Here is a 20988-nt window from a genome sequence, read left to right as displayed (position 1 = left end):
CGGTTGTCCTCTCGCGCTCAGTAAATGTCCGGTTCGCCGACCGGGCGACCGAAATCGGATTGCAGGAAGTCGAAATCGCAGCCCTGGTCCGCTTGCGTGACGTGCTTGGAGAACATGTAGCCCCAGCCGCGTTCGAAATGTGGTTCGGGCGCCTGCCATGCCGCCTTGCGGGCGGCAAGTTCCTCCTCGTTGACCAGCATGTCCAGCTTGCGGTTCGGCAGGTCGAGACGGACGATGTCGCCGGTCTTCAGGAGCGCCAGCGGTCCACCGATATAGCTTTCCGGCGCGACGTGCAGCACACAGGCGCCGTAAGACGTGCCGGACATGCGGGCATCAGAGATGCGCAACATGTCGCGATGCCCCTTCTTGATCAGCGCCTTGGGGATCGGCAGCATGCCCCATTCGGGGAAGCCCGGCCCCCCGAGCGGGCCGGCATTGCGCAGCACCAGCACATGATCCGGCGTCACGTCGAGATTTTCATCATCGATCGCCTTCTTCATTTCCGGATAGCTGTCGAAGACCAGCGCCGGGCCTTCGTGGACATGGAACTTCGGATCGCAGGCGGCCGGCTTGATGACGGCGCCGTCCGGGCAGAGATTGCCGCGCAGCACGGCAAGCGAGCCCTCGTGGTAGACAGGGTTCGACAGCGGCCGGATGACGTCGTCGTTGTAGACCTTGGCGCCTTCGAGGTTCTCGCCCATGGTCTTGCCGGTCACCGTCAGCGCGGAAAGATCGAGACGGTCCTCGATCTGCTTCATCAGCGCCCGCAGGCCGCCGGCATAGAAGAAATCCTCCATCAGGTAGTCCTTGCCGGACGGCCGGACATTGGCGATCAGCGGCGTCACGCGGCCGAGCGCGTCGAGATCGTCGAGCGTCATCTGCACGCCGGCGCGGCGTGCCATTGCGATCAGGTGGACGACGGCATTGGTCGAACAGCCGGTCGCCATGGCGACGATCGCGGCGTTGCGGCAGGCGGCTTCCGTCACGATCTTGTCCGGCGTCAGTTCTTCCCAGACCATCTCGACGATCCGCCGACCACAGTCGGCGCCCATGCGCTGGTGGCCTGAATCGACCGCCGGGATCGAGGAGGCACCGGGCAATGTCAGGCCCATCGCATCGGCGATCGCCGTCATCGTCGAGGCGGTGCCCATGGTCATGCAGGTGCCGGCCGAACGGGCGATGCCGCCCTGGATGCCGAGCCATTCGGAATCGGAAATGTTGCCGGCGCGCCGCTCGTCCCAGAACTTCCAGGCATCCGACCCCGAACCGAGATACTTGCCGGCATAATTGCCGCGCAGCATCGGTCCTGCCGGCAGGTAGATCATCGGCACGCCGGCCGACAGCGCGCCCATGACCAGACCGGGGGTGGTCTTGTCGCAGCCACCCATCAGCACCACGCCGTCGAGCGGATGTGAACGGATCATCTCCTCCGTCTCCATCGCCAGCATGTTGCGGTAGAGCATGGAGGTCGGCTTGGTAAAGCTCTCGTCGACGGAAAGCGACGGCATCTCGACGGGGAAGGCGCCGGCCTGCAGGGCACCGCGCTTGACGTCCTGCACCCGCTCCTTGAAGTGCGAATGACAGGAATTGAGTTCCGACCACGTGTTGAGCACGCCGATCACCGGCTTGCCGCGAAAATCATCCTCGGAATAGCCGAGCTGCATCATGCGCGAGCGGTGACCAAACGACCGCAGGTCATCGGGCGCGAACCAGCGCGCGCTACGGAGTTTTTCCGGATTCTTCTTGTCGTGCATCGGCACCTCCCTGACAATGCAAGTTATGTATGCGCTTTCATAAATTCATGTCAACCGCCATCACATGTGGATTAATCGCGAAAATACGCGGAAGTATTGGGTTGACAAAGGCGACAACAACTGACCAAATTTATGTATGCGCATTCATGGGAGCGTTTGCGCACCGCTATCACCTGATTGACTTAAAAACCAACCGCCTCACGGCGGTGCTTGGGAGGAAAACATGAAGCTAACCCGTAGAATGATTCTGGCCGCCGGTGCCGTAATGGCCCTCACCCAGCCGATCACCGCCTGGGCGGTGGACCTGCCAAACAACATTCGTGTGGTGATCGGCTCCACCTCGACGGGAGGCGACACCTATCAGAACTCCGCGATCATCGCCGATGCGCTGTCGGAAAAGCTCGGCGTGAACATGAAGGTGGACGCCGTCGGCTTCAGCGAAGGCTTCAAGGCCTTGGAGCGTGACAAACGCGGCACGACGATCATGATCTTCCACGACCAGGCCTTCCTGGGTCACCTTTATGGCGTGCGCGGCTACGACGACCTCTTCGCGAAATACAAGGTCGGCCCGACCATCGCTATCAATCCCGGCAATGCCTACCTGGTATCCAAGGATTCGCCCTACAAGACGATGGACGACATCTTCAAGGCAGCCGCAGACGGCAAGAAGATCCGGGTGGCGATCCAGCCGGGCGGCGTCTCGGAAATCGGCTTTTCCGCCATGAAGAATGCAGCGAGCATTCTCTCGCCCGGCTCGGAAGCCAATCTGGTTCCGGTCAATACCGGCAGCCAGTCCGACAAGAACCAGGCCATGTTCGACGACCTTGCGGACGTCATCAACGGCTCGATCCAGGCAAACGAGCAGTTCACTCAACTCCCGGAATCCGATCAGAAGGCCATGCGCTTCATCTGGATCACGGCTCGGCCCGAGACCATCGAACAGGCCCCCGCACAAGGCATGGGCAACACCTCGCGTGATGACATGCTGAAATATACGAGCCCGAAGACCAGCGTGACGGAAGATGGCAAGAAGGACTTTGTCTTCGATAAGGAATTCTTCTTCATCTACAACAAGGACATGCCACAGGATCTGGTCGATGCGATCGATGTCGCGATGAAGGACATTTACGCCGACGGCAAGATCCAGGAACGCCAGAAGGAGGCCTTCTTCATTCCTGACTTCAAGCCCTCTGCTGAGTCTTCGAAGGATATCGAGAAAAAGAACGCCGCCTACGCAAAGATCATCCAGAAGATCACCGGCAACTAAACAGTGCGGGCCGGAGTTCGTCTCCGGCCCAACCCGCCTTGTTCTTTGAGGAAGCCGGCATGAGCAGTCTGACCCACGTCAAGATCAACTTCGCAACATCGCACCTCATCTTCCCGACGGTGATCGGAGCCGTTCTCGTCATCCTGGGATTGGCGATCGTCATTCAGCGGCGGCGGTCGCTGGCCGGATCCGTCGGCTACTGGCGCGAGATCGTCTCGCAGATGGACAAGTTCCGTTTCTTCGGTGTGATCGCCCTCTGTTTCATCTATTTCTGGCTGCTCGAGCCGGTCGGAGAACTCATCCCCAATACCGGTTTCGGCTTCCTCGCCTGTTCCATTCCGTTCGTCTTCCTGACGTCGGTGCTCTTCATGCACCACCGCACGGTGAGGTCTCTCGTGCCGGTCGTCATCATGGCGCTTGTGGCGCCCGTTCTTTCCTGGTGGCTCTTTAACGACATCTTCTACCTGACGCTGCCCTGATCCGACCTCTCGCGGACATCATCTCATGGAAATCTTCGACTTCATCACCCCGCTCTTCGTGGTACTCATCGTCGCCGGGACCTTCATCGGGATCATCTTCGGCGCCATACCGGGCCTGACCGCGACCATGGCGGTCGCCGTCTGCCTGCCGCTCACCTATTCGCTCGGCCTCAACAACGGTCTCGCGCTGCTGCTCGGCCTTTACGTCGGCGGCATTTCCGGTGGACTGGTGCCGGCGGTGCTGATCGGCATACCGGGCACGCCCTCCTCGATCACCACGACGCTCGACGGCTATCCGATGGCGCAGAGGGGCGAAGGCGAGAAGGCGCTGCGGATCGGCATCATCTCGTCGGTTTTCGGCGGCCTGTTCAGCCTGCTCATCCTCTACCTCTTTGCCCCGACGCTCGCGGATTTCGCGATCAAGTTCTCCTATGTCGAGAAGTTTCTCATCATCCTCTTCGCGCTCACCGTCATGGGCGCGCTGAGCTCCAATATGCTGATGGGCATATTTTCCGGCTTTCTCGGCATCTTCATCAGCCTCATCGGCACCTATTCGATCGAAAACGGCGGCAACGGCGAGTTTCGCCTGATCCCGCCCGGCCTGGAATACTGGCTTCAGGACGGCTTCGTACTGCTTCCCGTTCTGATCGGCCTTTTCGGGATCGCCGCCGTCTTCGACGAGGCGGAAAAGGGAGTACCCGAAGGTCAGAGCATCCGCGACATCAAGGTCGGCCGAGATTCGACATTCAAGCTGTCGCTGTTCAAGGGCCAGATCTGGAATCTCATCCGCTCCTCCGGCATCGGCACCTTCGTCGGCATCCTGCCCGGTGTCGGCGGGTCGGCGGCCTCCATCCTCGCCTATTCAAACGCCAAGACCTTTTCGCGCACGCCCGAGCGTTTCGGCAAGGGAGAACCCGCCGGCATCATCGCATCGGAATCCGGCAACAACGGCCTGACCGGCGGCGCGCTCATCCCGCTGCTCTCGCTCGGCATCCCGGGAGATTCGACGACCGCGCTGCTGATCGGCGCCTTCACGCTGCAGGGCGTGCAGGTGGGGCCGCTTTTCATCGGCAACAATCCTGGCACATGGGACGCGATGATTGTCGCGATGCTGATCGCCAACATCGCCATGTTCGCCATCATGTACTTGGCGATTCGCTATCTGGCGCTCATCGTAACCGTGCCGAAGCACATCCTGTTTCCGCTGATCCTGATGATGTGCACGATCGGCGCCTACACCACCAATTACGGCGTCATGTTCGACGTCTGGACGCTGCTGATTTTCGGCCTGTTCGGTTGGCTGGCAATGAAGATCCGCATCGAAATCGCCCCTTTCATCATCGGCTTCATTCTGGGCCCGTCCGCAGAAATCTATTTCGTCAAGAGCCTGGAATCCTTCGGCGATCTGACGATCTTCTTCACCAAGAGCTGGATTGCCGTCCTGTTGTGGATACTGATCGCGGCGTCTGTCTGGGTTTCCGTCATTCTATCGCGCAAGAACAAGGCAAACGGCAACGGCTGATGCTAGGATGAGCCGAATCCGAAAACATGAAGGGTCAGGCTCGGAATGGCAAAATCCGGTTCGGGGACGCGGGTAAGGCAGAAGGGAGACGGCGTCGGGGCGCGACCGGCGGCGGGTCGATCCGTCACCATGGAGACCGTCGGCCGGCTGGCCGGCGTGTCGCAGGTCACCGTGTCCCGTGCGCTCAGCGATCCATCGAAGGTTTCGCCGGCGACTCTGGAAAAGATCAAACAGGCGATAGAGACCACCGGCTTCGTGCCCAACGCGCTGGCCGGCGCGCTGGCCTCGCGCCGGAGCAAGCTGATCGCGGCGCTGGTGCCGTCGATCACCAACATCGTCTATTCCTGGATGATCAAGGCCTTCACCGAGGGCATCAGCGGCCACGGCTACCAGATCCTGCTGTCCGAGACCGGCTTCGACCCGGCCGAGGAAGAGAAGCTGATCATGACGCATCTTTCACGCCGGCCGGACGCCATGTTGCTGACCGGCATCCATCACACGGCGGAAGCACGCCGGATGCTGCTGGCCGCCGGTATACCTGTCGTCGAATTGTGGGACATCACGGAAAGCCCGATCGATCTTTGCGTCGGCTTTTCCCATGTCGAGGCGGGTCGAGCCGCCGCCGGTTTCGCCGTCAACGCCGGTTACCGCAACTTCGCCACCGTCAGCGCAGGCGACGAGCGCGCCACGCGTCGGCGGGATGCGTTCATCCGTGAAATCGCTCGTCTCAGCGGCAAGACGACGGCCGCAATCAACTTCGAGGAAATTGCAAGGCTTTCGCATGGTCGCGACGCAATGCGACGGCTGATCGAAGAAGAGGGTTTTCGTGACGGCTTGATCTTCTGCAGTTCCGACATTCTGGCTCACGGTCTCATCATCGAGGCCAACGCCCGAAACCTGAAAATCCCGGAAGACGTTGCCGTCATCGGTTTCGGCGACCAGGAATTCGCCGCCCATGTCGAACCCGCCATCACGACGGTCCGCGTCGATCGCACGAAACTGGGACACGCGGCGGCGGCGGCCGTATTGGCCCGTTGCGAGGGCGGGCCGTTGCCGGACAAGGTGACGGATCTCGGCTTCGAGATCATCCGCCGCAGGTCCGCCTGAGCGGCCGTTCCGTCAGACCTCAGCTGCGGCCCGACCCCGAGAAACGCCGCCACTCGGCTTCGCTGCCATGGAAGGCGTTCAGATCGATGCGTCCGTCCACGCCGTGAGACAGGCCGGAACCCGAATACTGCCAGAATATCCAGTCACGGCCCGGATAGACCTTGGACGGATGCGCGGCCACCGAACGCAGCCAGAAGGGATGGCTCTTGAACGCGCCCTGCAGGTTGTCCTGGTAGAAGTCCGGCGCCGTATAGATGACCGGCCGCTTGCCGTAGTGGCGTTCGAGCATGTCCATGAAGACCTGCATCTTTTCGCGAATCTTTTCCGGCGACGGGCGGCGCTTGCAGCTCGATTGGTGGTTCCACTCGACATCGATGACCGGCGGCAAGGCATCCGGATCACGCGGCACGTTGCGGATGAACCAGTCAGCCTGTTCGCCGGCCGTGCGGCACCAGTAGAAGAAGTGATAGGCGCCGCGCTTCAGGCCCGCAGCCTTGGCATTGCGCCAGTTGGTCTTGAACATCGGATCGAGATGGTCGCCGCCGTCGGTGGCCTTGATATAGGCGAAATTGGCGCCCTGGGTCCTGAGCTTCGGCCAGTCGATATCGCCCTGCCAACGCGACACGTCGACGCCGTGGACGGCGTGTTTATGCGGCGAGCGCTTGCCGAAATTGATCGGCTTGGCATCGCGGAAGCGGCTGCTGTAGACGCGCGAGCCTTTCAGCACCGCCGGCGACGGCGTCGCGTCGAAACTCTCACCGCCCGGCGGACGTTCGCTGGGAAGCGGCATGCTGATGGCAACGGTCGAGGCTTCGACGGCACCCGATGCCGGTACGTCGCCCGCCCAGGCAAGTTCATGCGGCTGCGGATCGGCGGATTGCGCGACCGCCTTGACGGGGACATTGCCGACCGGTTCCGGCGGCGTGATCGACCCGGTCACGTCCTGCGGCGCGACGATGTTCAAGGCCTCCGTGGGGCCGGACGTCGCCCTGCAGCTGGCGAGCGCGACACTGGCGAGGATCAGGAGGGAAAAAGCCTTAAAGCGCATGAACACAAAACTCGATACAAGGGGTTCAGGAGTGCTCCCGCCCGGCCTTACAGCCACGCCGAACGGAATTGCTAACAAAGATTTACCGGAAAAAGATAAATTGAATCTTTACCGATCCGCGCTCGCAAGCGTGATTCCGCGAAAAAGTGTTAACGCGTGGCCGATCACGCACGAACGGCCGCTGAGGACATGACACAAGTCAATTCCATCGCTGCGCCATGGCTTATGATGGCATCCATATTGCAGTCCGGGAAAGGACGCTTGAGGGATGGAGACATTAGACGTTTTCCAGCGTCTGGCGCTGGCGCTCGCGATCGGCCTTCTGGTCGGCATCGAGCGCGGCTGGCAGGAGCGTGACCAGCCGGCGGGCGGTCGGACCGCCGGGATCCGAACCTTCGCGCTTGCCGGCCTCCTGGGTGGATTGACCGCCCTCATCGGCCAGACGACGGGCTGGGTTCTGCCGGCGGCCATCGTGCTCTGCTTCGGCCTCGCCTTCGTCGTCTTCCAGAAGATGGAGGCGGAGCAGGAGAACAATCACTCCGTGACCAATGTGGTCTCCGCTTTCGTGGTCTTTGCCCTCGGTATTCTCGCAGTGCTTTCCGACATGAAGATAGCCGCAGCCTGCGGTGTCGTCACCGCAACTCTGCTTGCCGCACGCCACAGCCTGCACGGCTTCCTGCGGCGCATGACATGGCTGGAGCTCCGGGCCGCGCTCGTCTTGCTGGCGATGACCTTCGTCGCCCTGCCGCTGCTGCCGAACAGGGCCATCGATCCCTGGGGCGGGTTCAATCCGTTCGAACTGTGGTTGCTGACGATCCTGATCGCGGCGATTTCCTATGTCGGCTATCTGGCAATCCGCATCGCCGGGCCGCAGGCGGGGGTCCTTTTCGCCGGTGCCGCCGGCGGCTTCGTGTCCTCGACCGCCGTCACCCTGTCTTTCGCCCGCATGGCGGCGGAGACACCGGCATTTTCGCGCCGCTTTGCCGCCGGCGCAACGATTGCCGGCGCCCTGTCCTTGAGCCGCGCCACGGTGATCGCCACGGCAATCGCGCCCGGCCTGCTGCTGCCGGTCGCAAGCGCCACCGCGCCGGCAGTGGTCGTCTTCCTTCTGGCGACCGCGCTGATGGTCCGCAGATCTGTCGCGACGGGCGGCGTGCCCGCCGTAAACCTGAGCAACCCGTTCGAGCTCGGAATGGTGTTGAAATTCGGCGCCCTGCTGGCTGTCGTCAGCTTCGTCTCGCGGTTCCTGATAGCCAAACTCGGATCGGCGAGCCTGCTGGGCGTTGCCGCCGTCTCGGGCATCGCCGACCTGGACGCGATAACGCTGTCCGCCGCGCAGTTGTCGCAGTCGACAGTGGCGCTTCAGACCGCAGCCCTTGCCATACTGATTGCCGCCGCGGTCAATCTCTTCACCAAAGCGGTTCTGGCGCTGACGTCCGGCACACGGCTTTACGGCGCAAGCCTTGCCGCGGTTACGGCAATCGCGATCGCATGCGGGGGCGCAGGTTTTCTGGCTTATTCTGCAGGAATTGGAGGAGCCTGAGGATCGTCCGGCCCGAATGGTCCAAGGAGGAACTGAACCTGCGGGATGGATCCTGACGTAGGATGTGGCGGCGATTGCCCTCGGCGGCTGATGCCGGCCGAGCCGAAAAAGCGGGTTCGCGAAGCGGCCGGGCCCGGACCGGATGCGAATAGAATGAATCAGTGCCTGACGTTGGCGTACCAGCCGGCACAGACGATCGGAATGATTGCCATTGCGATGATGCAGACGGTAAGAATGCTTTGCGTGTCCATGACAGTGTCTCCCTTTCTTGTGACCTGTTAACGCGCGATCCGCCGGAAAGGTTCCACGCCCTGTAGAGGCGCAGGTTCCCGCCGTTCGCCCCGGTAACGATGGCTGTCGATGGAGGAGGACCAAATTCCGCTCGTCGTACAGTATGCGGAGAATGTCGTAGACAGGCTTTGGTCGTGTCGCGCCAGCAATTATGATTTGGCAAAACTTCCAATCAGGGTCGCAAGAAATGGCAGAGTTTCCGAACAAGGCGAAGATCGTCATCGTGGGTCTGGGGGGCATCGTCGGTGCCTCGATCGCCCATCATCTGATCGAACGGGGATGGGACGATATCGTCGGCATCGACAAGTCGGGCATCCCGACCGACATCGGTTCGACCGCGCACGCCTCCGACTTCTGCTACACCACCAGCCACGACTACCTGTCGGTCTGGACGACGCAGTACTCGATCGACTTCTTCGAGAAGATGGGCCACTACGCCCGCATCGGCGGCCTGGAAGTCGCCCGCACCGGCGACGATACCTGGATGGAGGAAATCAAGCGCAAGGTGACCTCGGCCAAGGCCTTCGGTACCCGCGCCCATCTCGTCACCCCGGCCGAGATCAAGGAAAAGTTCCCGCTGATCGAGGAAGACATGGTGCAGGGCGGCATGTTTGATCCCGACGCCGGCCTCGTCATCCCGCGCTCGCAGACGGTTGCCGGCAAGCTCGTCGATGCCGCCGAGAAGTCCGGCAAGCTGCAGATGTTCGGCAATACGCCGGCCAAGTCGCTGATCGTCGAGGGCGGCCGCATCAAGGGCGTCGTCACCCATCGCGGCACCATCTATGCCGACCACGTCATCGTCTGCGCCGGCCTCTGGGGCCGCCTGATCGCCGAGATGGTCGGTGAAGACCTGCCGGTCATGCCGGTCGACCATCCCCTGACCTTCTTCGGCCCCTATAACGAGTTCGAAGGCACCGGCAAGGAAATCGGTTTCCCGCTGCTGCGCGACCAGGGCAACTCCGCCTATATGCGCGACACCGGCGACCCGAAGACGACCGAAGGCGGCCAGATCGAATGGGGTTACTACGAGACGACCAATCCGCGTCTCTGCCATCCGCGCGAACTCCTCGAAAAGCACGAGGCCCGCCTCTCGCCCTCGCAGCGCGACCTCGAGATGGAACAGATCATCGAGCCGCTCGAACGCGCCATGGAGCTGACGCCGATCCTCGGCGAGCTCGGCTACAATGAAGGTCACTCCTTCAACGGCCTGCTGCAGGTATCGGCCGCCGGCGGTCCGTCCTGCGGCGAAAGCCAGAAGGTGCGCGGCCTCTGGTACTGCGTCGCCATCTGGGTCAAGGACGGCCCCGGCTACGGCAAGCTGATCGCCGACTGGATCACCGACGGCCGCACCGAGATCGATCACAACTCGATCGACTATTCACGCTTCTACCCGCACCAGCTGACGGAAGAGTTCATCGAGAACCGCTGCTTCGAGGCAGCCCAGAAGATCTACTTCCCCGCCGTCCACCCGCGCGAACCCTATGCATCGAGCCGCAACGTCAAGCGCTCGCCCTTCTACGAGCGCGAGAAGGAACTCGGCGGCTACTTCATGGAACTCGGTGGTTGGGAACGCGCCCACGGCTACGCCGCCAACGAGCACCTGCTAGAGAAATACGGCGACAAGGTTCCGGTCCGCGAGAACGAATGGGACAACCGCCACTTCTGGCGCGTCTCGAATGCCGAGCACCTGGCGATGAGCGAGGACTGCGCGATCATCAATCTCTCGCACTTCTACATGTTCGACGTCGAGGGACCCGATCATGTCGAGCTGATGGAATGGGTGTGCGCGGCCAAGATCGGCGGCGACAACAACATCGGCAAGGGCATCTACACCCACTTCCTCGACGACGAGGGCATGGTGCGCGCCGACCTGACCGTCATCCGCATGTCTGACCGCTGCCGCGTCATCGACGGCGCCGATGCCGGCCCGCGTGACTTCCACTATGTGAAGCGCATCGCCGAAGACAAGGGCTTCGACGTCACCGTCACCGACGTCTCGGAAAAGTACACGACGCTCGGCATCTGGGGGCCGAACGCGCGCGAAAACCTTAAGAAGGTCGTTGCCGACCCGGCCGCCCTCGATCCGGAAAACTTCCCCTTCGCGGCAATCAAGCAGATCGAGATCGCCGGCAAGCCGGTCTCTGCCTTCCGCATCTCTTACGTCGGCGAACAGGGCTGGGAACTGCACATGAAGTACGAGGACGGCCTGGCCGTCTGGGATGCACTGCGTGGCGTTGGCGTCATGGCGATCGGCGTCGAGACCTATGCCAACTCGCGCCGCATGGAAAAGAGCCTGCGCCTGCAGAACGCCGACCTCCTGACCCAGTACAACCTGCTGGAAGCCGATCTCGCCCGTCCGAAGGTCAAGGAAGCCGACTTCCGCGGCAAGGCCAAGCATCTGGAATACAAGGCCCGCGATCAGCAGCCTGCCATGCTCTGCACGCTGGTGATGACCGAGAACACCGATGCCAACGGCGTCAAGCGCTACCCGGTCGGCTCCATGCCGGTCATGGATCCCGAAACCGGCAAGACGCTGGTGGATGAACTCGGCCGCATCTCCTACACCACCTCGGTCGCCTTCGGCCCGACGATCGGCAAGAACATCGCGCTCGCCTATCTGCCGAAGGAATACTGCCAGGTCGGCCGCAAGCTGAACGTCGAATACTTCGCCGAGACCTACCCCGTCGAAGTCGCCGCCGTCGGTTACAAGCCGCTCTACGACCCGGAAAACCTCAAGCCGCGCACCTGATCGGCTATCGGACGGAAAATGAAAGAAGGCCCGCTCGTCGTCGAGCGGGCCTTTTGCTTGAAGATATCAGAATCTGCCGATCTGTCGGGCTCAGACCACGACAAAATCCTGATGCTGAAGAACCGTGCCCAAAGCCACATGCGAGAAGACCACGGCGGCATTCGCTCCGTTGCCGTCGCTATCGTAGGAAAGCGTTCCCGCAGTATCGTCATAAATGATCCGCTGGTCGACCGTCGTGGCCGCGTCTCCTGTCCCGAAGGCGCTTTCCAGAAGTTCACCCAGAGACGGAAGGTCGGCGAAGACGCCGTGATCAAGCAGGATGGTGTCATCTGCACTGGAGAAGTCCGCCAGCGTATCGGCATTCTCGCTGCCCATATGCTGGAAGAAGAAACTGTCCTTGCCCGATCCGCCGATCAGGATGTCGTTGCCGGCACCGCCTGCCAGCCAGTCATTTCCGGCAGAGCCGTTCAGCACGTCGCTTCCTGCGCCGCCTGAAATGCTGTTGTTGAGCGTGTTGCCCGTCCCATGGAAGTCATCGTCGCCATCGTAAATGAGATTTTCGAGATTGGCGCCCAGCGTGTAGCTCTGGAGCGTAACGTGAACCGTATCCGTGCCGGCGCCGCGCGCCTCGGAAACCAGATCACCGGTCGAGTCGACGTAGTAGGTATCATTTCCGGCACCGCCGTACATCTTGTCGTCGCCGGTACCGCCGATCAGGATATCATTACCCTTGCCACCAATGAGCTGATCATTGCCCGCGCCACCGATCAGCGTGTCGTTGCCATTGCCGCCGTCAAGATAATCTCCATTGTCGCCGCCAGTGATCGTGTTGTCTGAACCATTACCGTATCCCTTGAAAGAGGATGTCCCGACATAGGTCAGATCCTCCACATTGGCGGAGAGCTTGTAGCTGCTCACATTGGCGAGGACCGTGTCGGTTCCGCCGTTGCTGTATTCGACAATCGCATCCCGCGCATTGTCGACATAGTAGACATCGTCACCCGCGCCGCCAATCATCCGGTCGATGCCGGAACCGCCGTCCAGAACATCGTTGCCGATGCCTCCGTTCAGCGTATCGTTTCCGGCGCCGCCGAATAGCTGGTCATCACCGCTGCCGCCGGTGATCCCGTTCGAAAGCTCGTTGCCCGTCCCGGTCCAGTCTCCGTCGCCCTGAAAATTGAGGTTCTCGAGCCTGGCGCCGAGGACGAAGCTTTCCAAGGTCGTGTAGACCGTATCCGTCCCGCCCGCCTTGCCGGCGATCTCCATGATGACGTCGCCGACGCTGTCGACCACGTAGATATCATTTCCGCTGCCGCCGTTGAGCTGATCATCACCGCTGCCGCCGTCGAGATAGTCGTTGCCGGATCCGCCGATCAGGATGTCGTTGCCCGCTGCGCCAAGCAGCCTGTCGTTGCCACCATTGCCGACGATACGATCCGCATCATCGGTGCCCTGGAGCAACTCGGATCTCTTGGTACCAGCAATTTCGTTGTAGACTGGCTGAACATCGTCATTGATGATCGTGACATCAGCCGTGGCAACACCCAGATCCAGTCCGGATGTCGGATCGGACAGCACGATGCGGAACGTTTCGTCCTGTTCGTAGACCGTATCACCGCGGACGAACACAGTGATGGTCTTTGACGTCTCGCCGGCGTCAAATGTCAGCACACCGCTCGTGTCACCGGAAAAATCGCTGCTGTTGGCAGCATTGGCGCCGGTTCCCGCCAGCGTCCAACTCACCTGCTGTTCCGTGTCTGCCGCCCTGCTCAGCGTCACGTTGAACGTGACGGAACTGGTGCCCTCATCGCCCTCCGCAACCGTGGAAGCTTCGGCGGAAACGGAGGCGGCAGGATCGAAAAGAGCCGGATCGAGCAGGGAACTGAACGTCCGCACGACATTCAGACTATCGATGAAGCGTTCGACGGCCGTAATCGTATCCGAGCCGATCAAGGTGCTCATGAAGGTGAAGGTCACCGTGGTGACATCATAGGTCCAGCTGATGTTCGCCCAGCTGTCTTCAAAGAGGACCGTATCCGTCCCGTCTCCGCCGTCAACGGTATCATTGCCTGAACCGGCCGAGATTGTGTCGTCGCCGGCCAGGGCGTAGACGGCGTCATTGCCGCCATTCGTGGTGATGACGTTGGCCAGTTCGTTGCCGGAAACCGTATCGTTGCCGTTGCCGGTGACGACATTCTCGATATAGCAGTTGCGGGCGATGGAAATGTTCATCGTCATGCTATTGCCGGACGAGAAGCTGCCCGGCGCCAGATCGACGGTGCTGGCGGTGTTCCAGCCTGACAGGTTGAGGGTGTCGTTTCCACCGGCATCCCAGATACAGATGATCGGGTGCAGATTCTGGCTGAAATCGTAGATCGCCGCCGTTACGCCGGTGATGTTCGACGAAAAGCCGTAGACGGTGTCGCTGGTGCGCGTCGTCGTGTCGGCGCCATACATCGCCTGCATGGCCATGATGTCGTTCATCATCGGCGTCTGCGGCGAATAGAGCTTGCCGTCGGCCCCGACCCAGTCCGCCCAGGCGACCAGCCCCTGGCCGTTGGCGCTGCCCGAGCCCCAGGACGGGCCGAAATAGGACATCACCGAGTAGACCGTCGAATCCTGGTAGGACGACGGCGTTTCGGCGGAGCCGTTATAGTCGCCCATGTGATCAAGGCCGAAGGCATGACCGATCTCATGGATATAGGTCATGAAGCCGTGCGCGCCGATCTTCGGCGTCATCAGGTCATTGACGCCGGTCGTCGAATTGTAGGCGCTGCTCAGCCAGACGCTGCCGACCGATGGGTAATAGGCATGGGCATAGCTGACGCCGGTGCTGGAATTGCCGAACTCGATATTCGAGGTGGTGGACGACGAGCCGGCTGCCACCTGCTGGACCGAAGGCTTGATGATGTCGTCCCAGAGCGTCAGCGCCAGTTGCGCGCGTGACTGCTGTGTCGAGCTGAAGGCGGAAAATCCCGACCCTTCGCCCGAGTAGGTTGCGATACCGCTGGCTGACGTTGCGAAGGAGTAGGTGATGACCGACGAGGTCCAGCGCGAGCCGGAATTCAACTGGGCGATTACTTGCTGATCAGACCAGGAGGACAGTGCCATCGCATTCCCATTCATTTGCTTCGACAACAGGGTCTTCACCCATTGCACCATATTGCTGGAACCAGCCTTGTTTTCCGGTTAGCAAAGTTGGTGAATTATTCGTCTCTCGACCCTGGAAAATCTTTATGAATCAACGCGAGTTCTGCCGCTTCCATACAACCGCCGGACCAGGGTGACTTTGAAAGACACCGGCAATTCCCCGGCGGTCAAAGCATGTGCCTCCCCCACCATTGGCCAAGGCATTGTCTCAGAGACAAATTCGCGGTTGTCGCTTGCCGCAATTCATGCAAGGCGTATGCCCCCGGTCGGGTTCGGGAGGCCCGTCTGTTTCATGGAGCATACACGCGTGACCCTGACCTCTGCCCTCACCCGCCATCTGAAAAACCCCGACCTTTTCGGCAGCCTGGTACGCATCCAGGCGCTTGGACCGGTCGCCGGCGAACGCACGTTCAAGGTCTACAATCCCTCGACCGGCGAGCTTCTCGCGGAACTGCCGGACATGGGCGTCAAGGAAACGACGACAGCGATCGACAAGGCTTATGAGGCGCAGGCGGAATGGGCCGGGCTGACGGCGCGGGCGCGCAGCGACGTACTCTGGCGCTGGCACCAGTTGATCGTCGACCATACCGACGATCTCGCCGCCATCCTGACCGCCGAAATGGGCAAGCCGCTCGCCGAAGCGAAGTCGGAGGTCAGCCACGCCGCCGCCTATCTGCAATGGTATGCGGAAGAAGCGAACCGGATCTATGGCGAGACGATTTCGGCGCCGTCAAACGATCGCCGGATGATGGTCATCAAGCAGCCGATCGGCGTCGTCGGCACGATCACGCCGTGGAACTTCCCGGCCTCGATGGTCGCGCGCAAGATTTCTCCGGCGCTTGCCGCTGGCTGCACCATTGTCCTCAAGCCCGCCGAACAGACGCCGCTCGTTGCCGGCGCCATGTTCGCGCTCGCCGAGAAGGCCGGCTTTCCGGAAGGTGTCCTGAACCTCGTCTATGCGTCGGAAGGGGCTGCCGTCGGCCATGAACTCTGCACCAATGCCAAGGTGCGCAAGATCAGCTTCACCGGCTCGACGGAGGTCGGCCGGTTGCTGATGCGCCAGTGTTCCGAGCAGATCAAGAAAGTCAGCCTCGAACTTGGCGGCAACGCGCCCTTCATCGTCTTCGACGACGCCGATGTCGACGCAGCCGTGGACGGCGCGATCCAGGCGAAATTCCGCAATGCCGGCCAGACCTGCGTTTCCGCCAACCGGCTCTACGTGCAGGCCGGCGTGCATGACGAATTCGCCGAGAAATTCGCCGCCCGGGTGAAGACCTTGACGGTCGGCGACGGCTTTGTCCCGGATGTGGCGATCGGCCCGCTGATCGACACGCAGGCGCTCGCCAAGATCGAAGGCCATATCGCCGACGCGGTGTCGAAGGGCGGCACGATCCTGTCCGGCGGCAAGCGGATCGGCAATGACGGTACCTTCTTCGAGCCGACCGTGCTGACGGAGGTCTCGGGGGCGATGCGGGTCGCGCAGGAAGAAACCTTCGGTCCGCTCGCCCCGATCATCCGCTTCGAGGACCCGGACCAGGTGGTGCGCGAGGCAAACGATACGATCTACGGACTTGCCGCCTATTTCTATGCCTCCAACCTCAAACGCGTCTGGCGCGTCGCCGAGGCGCTGGAATACGGCATGGTCGGCATCAACACCGGCCGCATGTCGTCGGAAGCAGCCCCCTTCGGCGGCATGAAGCAGTCCGGCATCGGCCGCGAAGGCTCCCGCCACGGCCTCGAGGATTATCTGGAGATGAAATATCTCTGCATGGGCGGCATTTGAGACAAAGCCGCCCGCCCCGCCGTTATTCGTGCGCCCGGATGACGGCGAGGAATTCGTCTCCGAAGCGTTCCAGCTTCGACTGGCCGACGCCGGAAATGCCGAGCAATGCCTCCCGGTCGGTCGGCCGCTCAGTGGCAAACGCGACGAGCGTCGTATCCGGAAAGACGACGTAAGGCGGCACGGAGAGCCCCTTGGCAATTTCCATCCGCGCAGCCCTCAGCGCCTCGAACAGTTCCATGTCACGCCCTTCCAGCGCCGCCTTGGCGGTCGCCGCGCGGGCCGAGCCCCCCTTGGAGGCCTTGCCGCGCGTCGGGCGGTCCTTGCGGAACAGGACCTGGCGTTCGCGCTTGAAGACGGCGCGCGCTTCCGGCTCCAGCTTCAGCGCGCCAAAGGCCTCGTGGTCGACGCTGACGAGACCGGCTGCCAGCAATTGCCGATAAACCGATTGCCAGGTTTTCGCCGGCACATCCTTGCCGGCGCCGAAGACCGGCATGTCGACATGGCCGAAGCGGGTGGTCTTCTCGTTCTCGTTGCCCATCAGCACATCGATCAGGTGGCCGGCACCGAAGCGTTCGCCGGTGCGGTAGACAGCAGCAAGCGCCTTGATCGCCGCATCCGTGCCGTCCCAGGTCTCGACCGGCTTCAGGCAGGTGTCGCAATTGCCGCAATTCCCTGGATGCGGCTCGCCGAAATGCGCCAGGATCGCCTGCCGCCGGCATCCCGGCGTCTCGCAGATGGCCAATAGCGCATTGAGCTTCGCCCGTTCGACACGCTTGATCTCGACCGCGGAATTGCCGCCGTCGATCATACGCCCGCGCTGGATGACATCGGCCATGCCGTAGGCCATCCATACCTCCGACGGCAGACCGTCGCGGCCGGCGCGTCCCGTCTCCTGGTAATAGGCCTCGACCGAGCCCGGCAGGTCGAGGTGGGCCACATAACGCACGTTCGGCTTGTCGATCCCCATTCCGAAGGCGACGGTCGCCACCAGGCAAAGATCCTCTTCCTTGAGAAACGCGTCCTGATTGGCGTCGCGAACCTCGCGCTCCATGCCCGCATGATAGGCAAGCGCGCGAATGCCCTGCCCGTTCAGCCACTCCGCCGTCTCCTCGACCTTGGCGCGCGACAGGCAATAAACGATGCCGCTCGCCCCCTTGTGCCGCGACAGGAACTGCAGGAGCTGCTGGCGCGGCTGGTCACGCTCGACGATTTCATAGGCGATGTTCGGCCGGTCGAAGGAGGTGGTGAAGACCTTGGCGGACGACAGATTGAGCCGCGCGATGATATCCTCGCGGGTATGCGGATCGGCGGTCGCTGTCAGCGCCATCCTTGGCACACCGGGATAGTCCTCGGCGAGCTTGCCGAGCTCGCGGTATTCCGGGCGAAAATCGTGGCCCCATTGCGATACGCAATGCGCCTCGTCGATCGCAAACAACGCGATCCGGGCGTTGCCGATCATGTCCTTGAAGCCGGGCGTCGCGATGCGTTCCGGCGTGACGTACAGGAGATCGAGTTCGCCCTCGCCGATCGCTCGCCGAACATCCATGAACTCCTCGCGTGACAGCGATGAATTCAGGGCTGCGGCGCGCACGCCGAGTTGCTTCAATGCCTCCACCTGGTCGCGCATCAGCGCGATCAGCGGCGAGACGACGATGCCGACGCCATCGCGGCAGAGGGCGGGCACCTGAAAGCAGAGCGACTTGCCGGCACCGGTCGGAAACAGCACGACGGCATTGCCGCCGGACACCACCTGTTCGACGACCTCCGCCTGCCGGCCGCGAAAGGCCGGATAGCCGTAAACCCGCTTCAGGACGGCAAGCGGACTATGTGGATCGTCGTCGAAAAAGGGCTCGATGCGGTGGGGAGACTGCGGCATGGAATCGCTTTCGTGGGAGAATTTCCGCCATTATGGCACAGCGATCCCTTGGGCGTGACCCCTGCCGCCATCATTCCCAAGAACAGTCCTCAGGCCGGCGCGATGACCACCGCGAGAATATGGCTATCCATCCCGGCATCAACACGCGCCAAGCCGATGCCATCGGCCGGATGCAGCAGCGTTTCATCGGCAGCAAGAGCGAAGGTCTGGCCGCCGATGACGACGTCCGCCGAGCCTTCGCAGCAGTAGACCAGCAGACAAGCACCCTCCGGCAGCTCGATATCCCTCGAGCCCTCCGCAATGGCCAAAACCATGTGCCGACAACGGCCACGCCGCGTCATGATGTTGAAATCAGTGAGTGGCCCGTCGATCAGCCGCGCACGGGTCTCTGCGTCGGCGGCAAAGCTGTGCGGCGCACTCTCGGACGTAAGCGTGACGGCGGCATCGCCGGCAACGAAGAGCTCAAGCCCGTGGCCGGTCAGGACCGACAAGGTCCGATCGATATCGGGAAAGCGTGAGAAAGGCCCGTCCTCGACGACGCTTGCCATGCTGACACGCCAGTCGAACGTGTCGAGTGTCGCGCCGGGCGGATGGATGGCAACCTCGACGGTGACGCCGCCGCCGTTCTTCCACGGCATGCGGCGGTAGTCATCAGGACGCAGGATTCTAGCGACGTTGGCAGCCATGGCAGACCTCCAGAAGGGAAGACCCCGGACCATCGTCCGGGGCCTCAATGACGAGCCTCAGTTGCCGAGAATGCCCGGCAGGCGCAGGCCCTGCTCGCGGGCGCAATCGAGCGCGATGTCGTAGCCGGCATCGGCATGGCGCATGACGCCGGTCGCCGGATCGTTCCAGAGAACGCGGCCGACGCGGGCGGCGGCATCATCCGTGCCGTCGCAGCAGATGACCATGCCGGAATGCTGCGAAAAGCCCATGCCAACGCCGCCACCGTGATGCAGCGACACCCAGGTCGCGCCCGAAGCGCAGTTCAGGAGCGCGTTGAGGAGCGGCCAGTCGGACACGGCGTCCGAACCGTCCTTCATCGCTTCCGTCTCGCGGTTCGGCGAAGCGACCGAGCCGCTGTCGAGATGGTCACGGCCGATCACGATCGGAGCCTTCAGCTCGCCGTTACGGACCATTTCGTTGAAGGCGAGGCCGAGGCGGTGACGGTCGCCGAGACCGACCCAGCAGATGCGCGCCGGCAGGCCCTGGAAGGAGATGCGCTCGCGCGCCATGTCGAGCCAGTTGTGCAGGTGCGTGTTGTCCGGCAGCAGCTCCTTCACCTTGGCGTCGGTCTTGTAGATGTCCTCCGGATCGCCCGAGAGAGCGGCCCAGCGGAACGGGCCGATGCCGCGGCAGAACAGCGGGCGGATATAGGCCGGCACGAAGCCCGGGAAGGCAAAGGCGTTTTCAAGCCCTTCGTCCTTGGCCACCTGGCGGATGTTGTTGCCGTAGTCGAGCGTCGGAACGCCGGCATCCCAGAAGGCGAGCATGGCCTCGACGTGCTCGCGCATGGAGGCACGGGCAGCCTTCTCGACGGCCTTCGGATCGCTTTCGCGCTTGGCCCGCCACTCGGCCATTGTCCAGCCCTTCGGCAGGTAGCCGTTGATCGGATCGTGCGCCGAGGTCTGGTCGGTGACAATGTCGGGGCGGATGCCGCGCTTGACCATTTCCGGCAGGATGTCGGCGCAGTTACCGAGAAGGCCGACGGACTTCGCCTCGCCCGCCTTCGTCCAGCGGTCGATCATTTCCATGGCCTCGTCCAGCGTCTCCGCCTTCTCGTCGAGATAGCGGGTGCGCAGGCGGAAATCGATGGAATCCGGATTGCATTCGATCGCAAGGCACGAGGCACCGGCCATGACCGCGGCGAGCGGCTGGGCGCCACCCATGCCGCCGAGACCGCCGGTCAGGATCCACTTGCCCTTCAGGCTGCCGTTGTAATGCTGGCGTCCGGCTTCGACGAAGGTCTCGTAGGTACCCTGCACGATGCCCTGCGAACCGATGTAGATCCAGGAGCCGGCCGTCATCTGGCCGTACATGGCGAGGCCTCGTCTGTCGAGCTCGTTGAAATGATCCCAGGTCGCCCAGTGCGGCACGAGGTTGGAATTGGCGATCAGCACGCGCGGTGCGTCCTTGTGCGTCTTGAAGATGCCGACCGGCTTGCCGGATTGCACGATCAGCGTCTCGTTTTCTTCCAGGTCCTTGAGGCTGGCGACGATACGGTCGAAATCCGACCATGTGCGCGCGGCGCGGCCGATGCCGCCATAGACGACCAGTTCGTGCGGGTTTTCCGCGACCTCCGGGTCGAGATTGTTCATCAGCATGCGGAGCGGCGCTTCCGTCATCCAGCTCTTGGCGTTGAGTTCGGTGCCACGCGGGCTGCGGACGTCACGAATGTTATGGCGCGGATTGTCCATGA

13 protein-coding genes are annotated in these 20988 nt (G+C 62.2%); 7 read left to right on the top strand and 6 right to left on the bottom strand.

Features of this window, described 5'->3' with window-relative positions; all coding sequences use genetic code 11:
• Positions 1–17: 17 nt before the first annotated feature.
• Complete coding sequence (araD, locus tag ACU5AY_RS03005; RefSeq protein ID WP_446827951.1) at positions 18–1754, bottom strand: L-arabinonate dehydratase; 1737 nt, start codon at positions 1752–1754, stop codon at positions 18–20.
• 223 nt (positions 1755–1977) lie between these two features.
• Between araD and ACU5AY_RS03000 the strand changes: the two genes are divergently transcribed.
• The 4 genes from ACU5AY_RS03000 to ACU5AY_RS02985 are packed head-to-tail and all read left to right on the top strand — an operon-like array spanning position 1978 to position 6129.
• On the top strand, positions 1978–3021 hold the full coding sequence (locus ACU5AY_RS03000; RefSeq protein WP_446827950.1) for a Bug family tripartite tricarboxylate transporter substrate binding protein: 1044 nt from the start codon (positions 1978–1980) through the stop codon (positions 3019–3021).
• 59 nt (positions 3022–3080) lie between these two features.
• Positions 3081–3500 (top strand): tripartite tricarboxylate transporter TctB family protein, encoded by a 420-nt coding sequence (locus tag ACU5AY_RS02995; protein WP_446827949.1) that lies wholly within the window; start codon positions 3081–3083, stop codon positions 3498–3500.
• Between the two features lie 25 nt (positions 3501–3525).
• Positions 3526–5022, top strand: coding sequence for a tripartite tricarboxylate transporter permease (locus ACU5AY_RS02990; protein WP_446827948.1), 1497 nt, complete (start codon positions 3526–3528; stop codon positions 5020–5022).
• Between the two features lie 45 nt (positions 5023–5067).
• Positions 5068–6129, top strand: coding sequence for a LacI family DNA-binding transcriptional regulator (locus tag ACU5AY_RS02985; RefSeq protein ID WP_446827947.1), 1062 nt, complete (start codon positions 5068–5070; stop codon positions 6127–6129).
• Between the two features lie 19 nt (positions 6130–6148).
• Here the strand turns inward: ACU5AY_RS02985 and ACU5AY_RS02980 are convergent, their stop codons facing one another.
• On the bottom strand, positions 6149–7177 hold the full coding sequence (locus tag ACU5AY_RS02980) for a glycoside hydrolase family 25 protein (protein WP_446827946.1): 1029 nt from the start codon (positions 7175–7177) through the stop codon (positions 6149–6151).
• Positions 7178–7445: 268 nt separating this feature from the next.
• Here ACU5AY_RS02980 and ACU5AY_RS02975 point away from each other — a divergent pair, with 268 nt between their 5' ends.
• Entirely contained in the window at positions 7446–8720 is a 1275-nt protein-coding gene (locus ACU5AY_RS02975; protein ID WP_446827945.1) for an MgtC/SapB family protein, read from the top strand.
• 478 nt (positions 8721–9198) lie between these two features.
• Complete coding sequence (locus ACU5AY_RS02970) at positions 9199–11760, top strand: GcvT family protein (RefSeq protein WP_446827944.1); 2562 nt, start codon at positions 9199–9201, stop codon at positions 11758–11760.
• A gap of 90 nt (positions 11761–11850) precedes the next feature.
• Here ACU5AY_RS02970 and ACU5AY_RS02965 read toward each other — a convergent pair whose 3' ends face one another.
• Positions 11851–14898, bottom strand: a complete 3048-nt coding sequence (locus ACU5AY_RS02965) for a M10 family metallopeptidase C-terminal domain-containing protein (protein WP_446827943.1) — start codon at positions 14896–14898, stop codon at positions 11851–11853.
• 304 nt (positions 14899–15202) lie between these two features.
• On the opposite strand from ACU5AY_RS02965, the gene ACU5AY_RS02960 reads away from it, so the two are divergent.
• Positions 15203–16693, top strand: a complete 1491-nt coding sequence (locus tag ACU5AY_RS02960) for an NAD-dependent succinate-semialdehyde dehydrogenase (RefSeq protein WP_446827942.1) — start codon at positions 15203–15205, stop codon at positions 16691–16693.
• Positions 16694–16715: 22 nt separating this feature from the next.
• Here ACU5AY_RS02960 and recQ read toward each other — a convergent pair whose 3' ends face one another.
• From recQ to hutU, 3 genes are all read right to left on the bottom strand, one after another.
• Positions 16716–18569 carry a DNA helicase RecQ gene (gene recQ, locus ACU5AY_RS02955; protein ID WP_446827941.1) on the bottom strand — a complete coding sequence of 618 codons (1854 nt, stop codon included), beginning with the start codon at positions 18567–18569 and terminating at the stop codon, positions 16716–16718.
• An 89-nt stretch (positions 18570–18658) separates the two neighbouring features.
• Entirely contained in the window at positions 18659–19255 is a 597-nt protein-coding gene (locus ACU5AY_RS02950; protein ID WP_446827940.1) for a HutD/Ves family protein, read from the bottom strand.
• A 57-nt stretch (positions 19256–19312) separates the two neighbouring features.
• Entirely contained in the window at positions 19313–20986 is a 1674-nt protein-coding gene (gene hutU, locus ACU5AY_RS02945; protein ID WP_446827939.1) for a urocanate hydratase, read from the bottom strand.
• Between the last annotated feature and the right edge of the window lie 2 nt (positions 20987–20988).

The sequence above is a fragment of the Rhizobium sp. PAMB 3174 genome, assembly GCF_052908375.1.
This window is presented reverse-complemented; position numbering and strand designations above follow the sequence as displayed.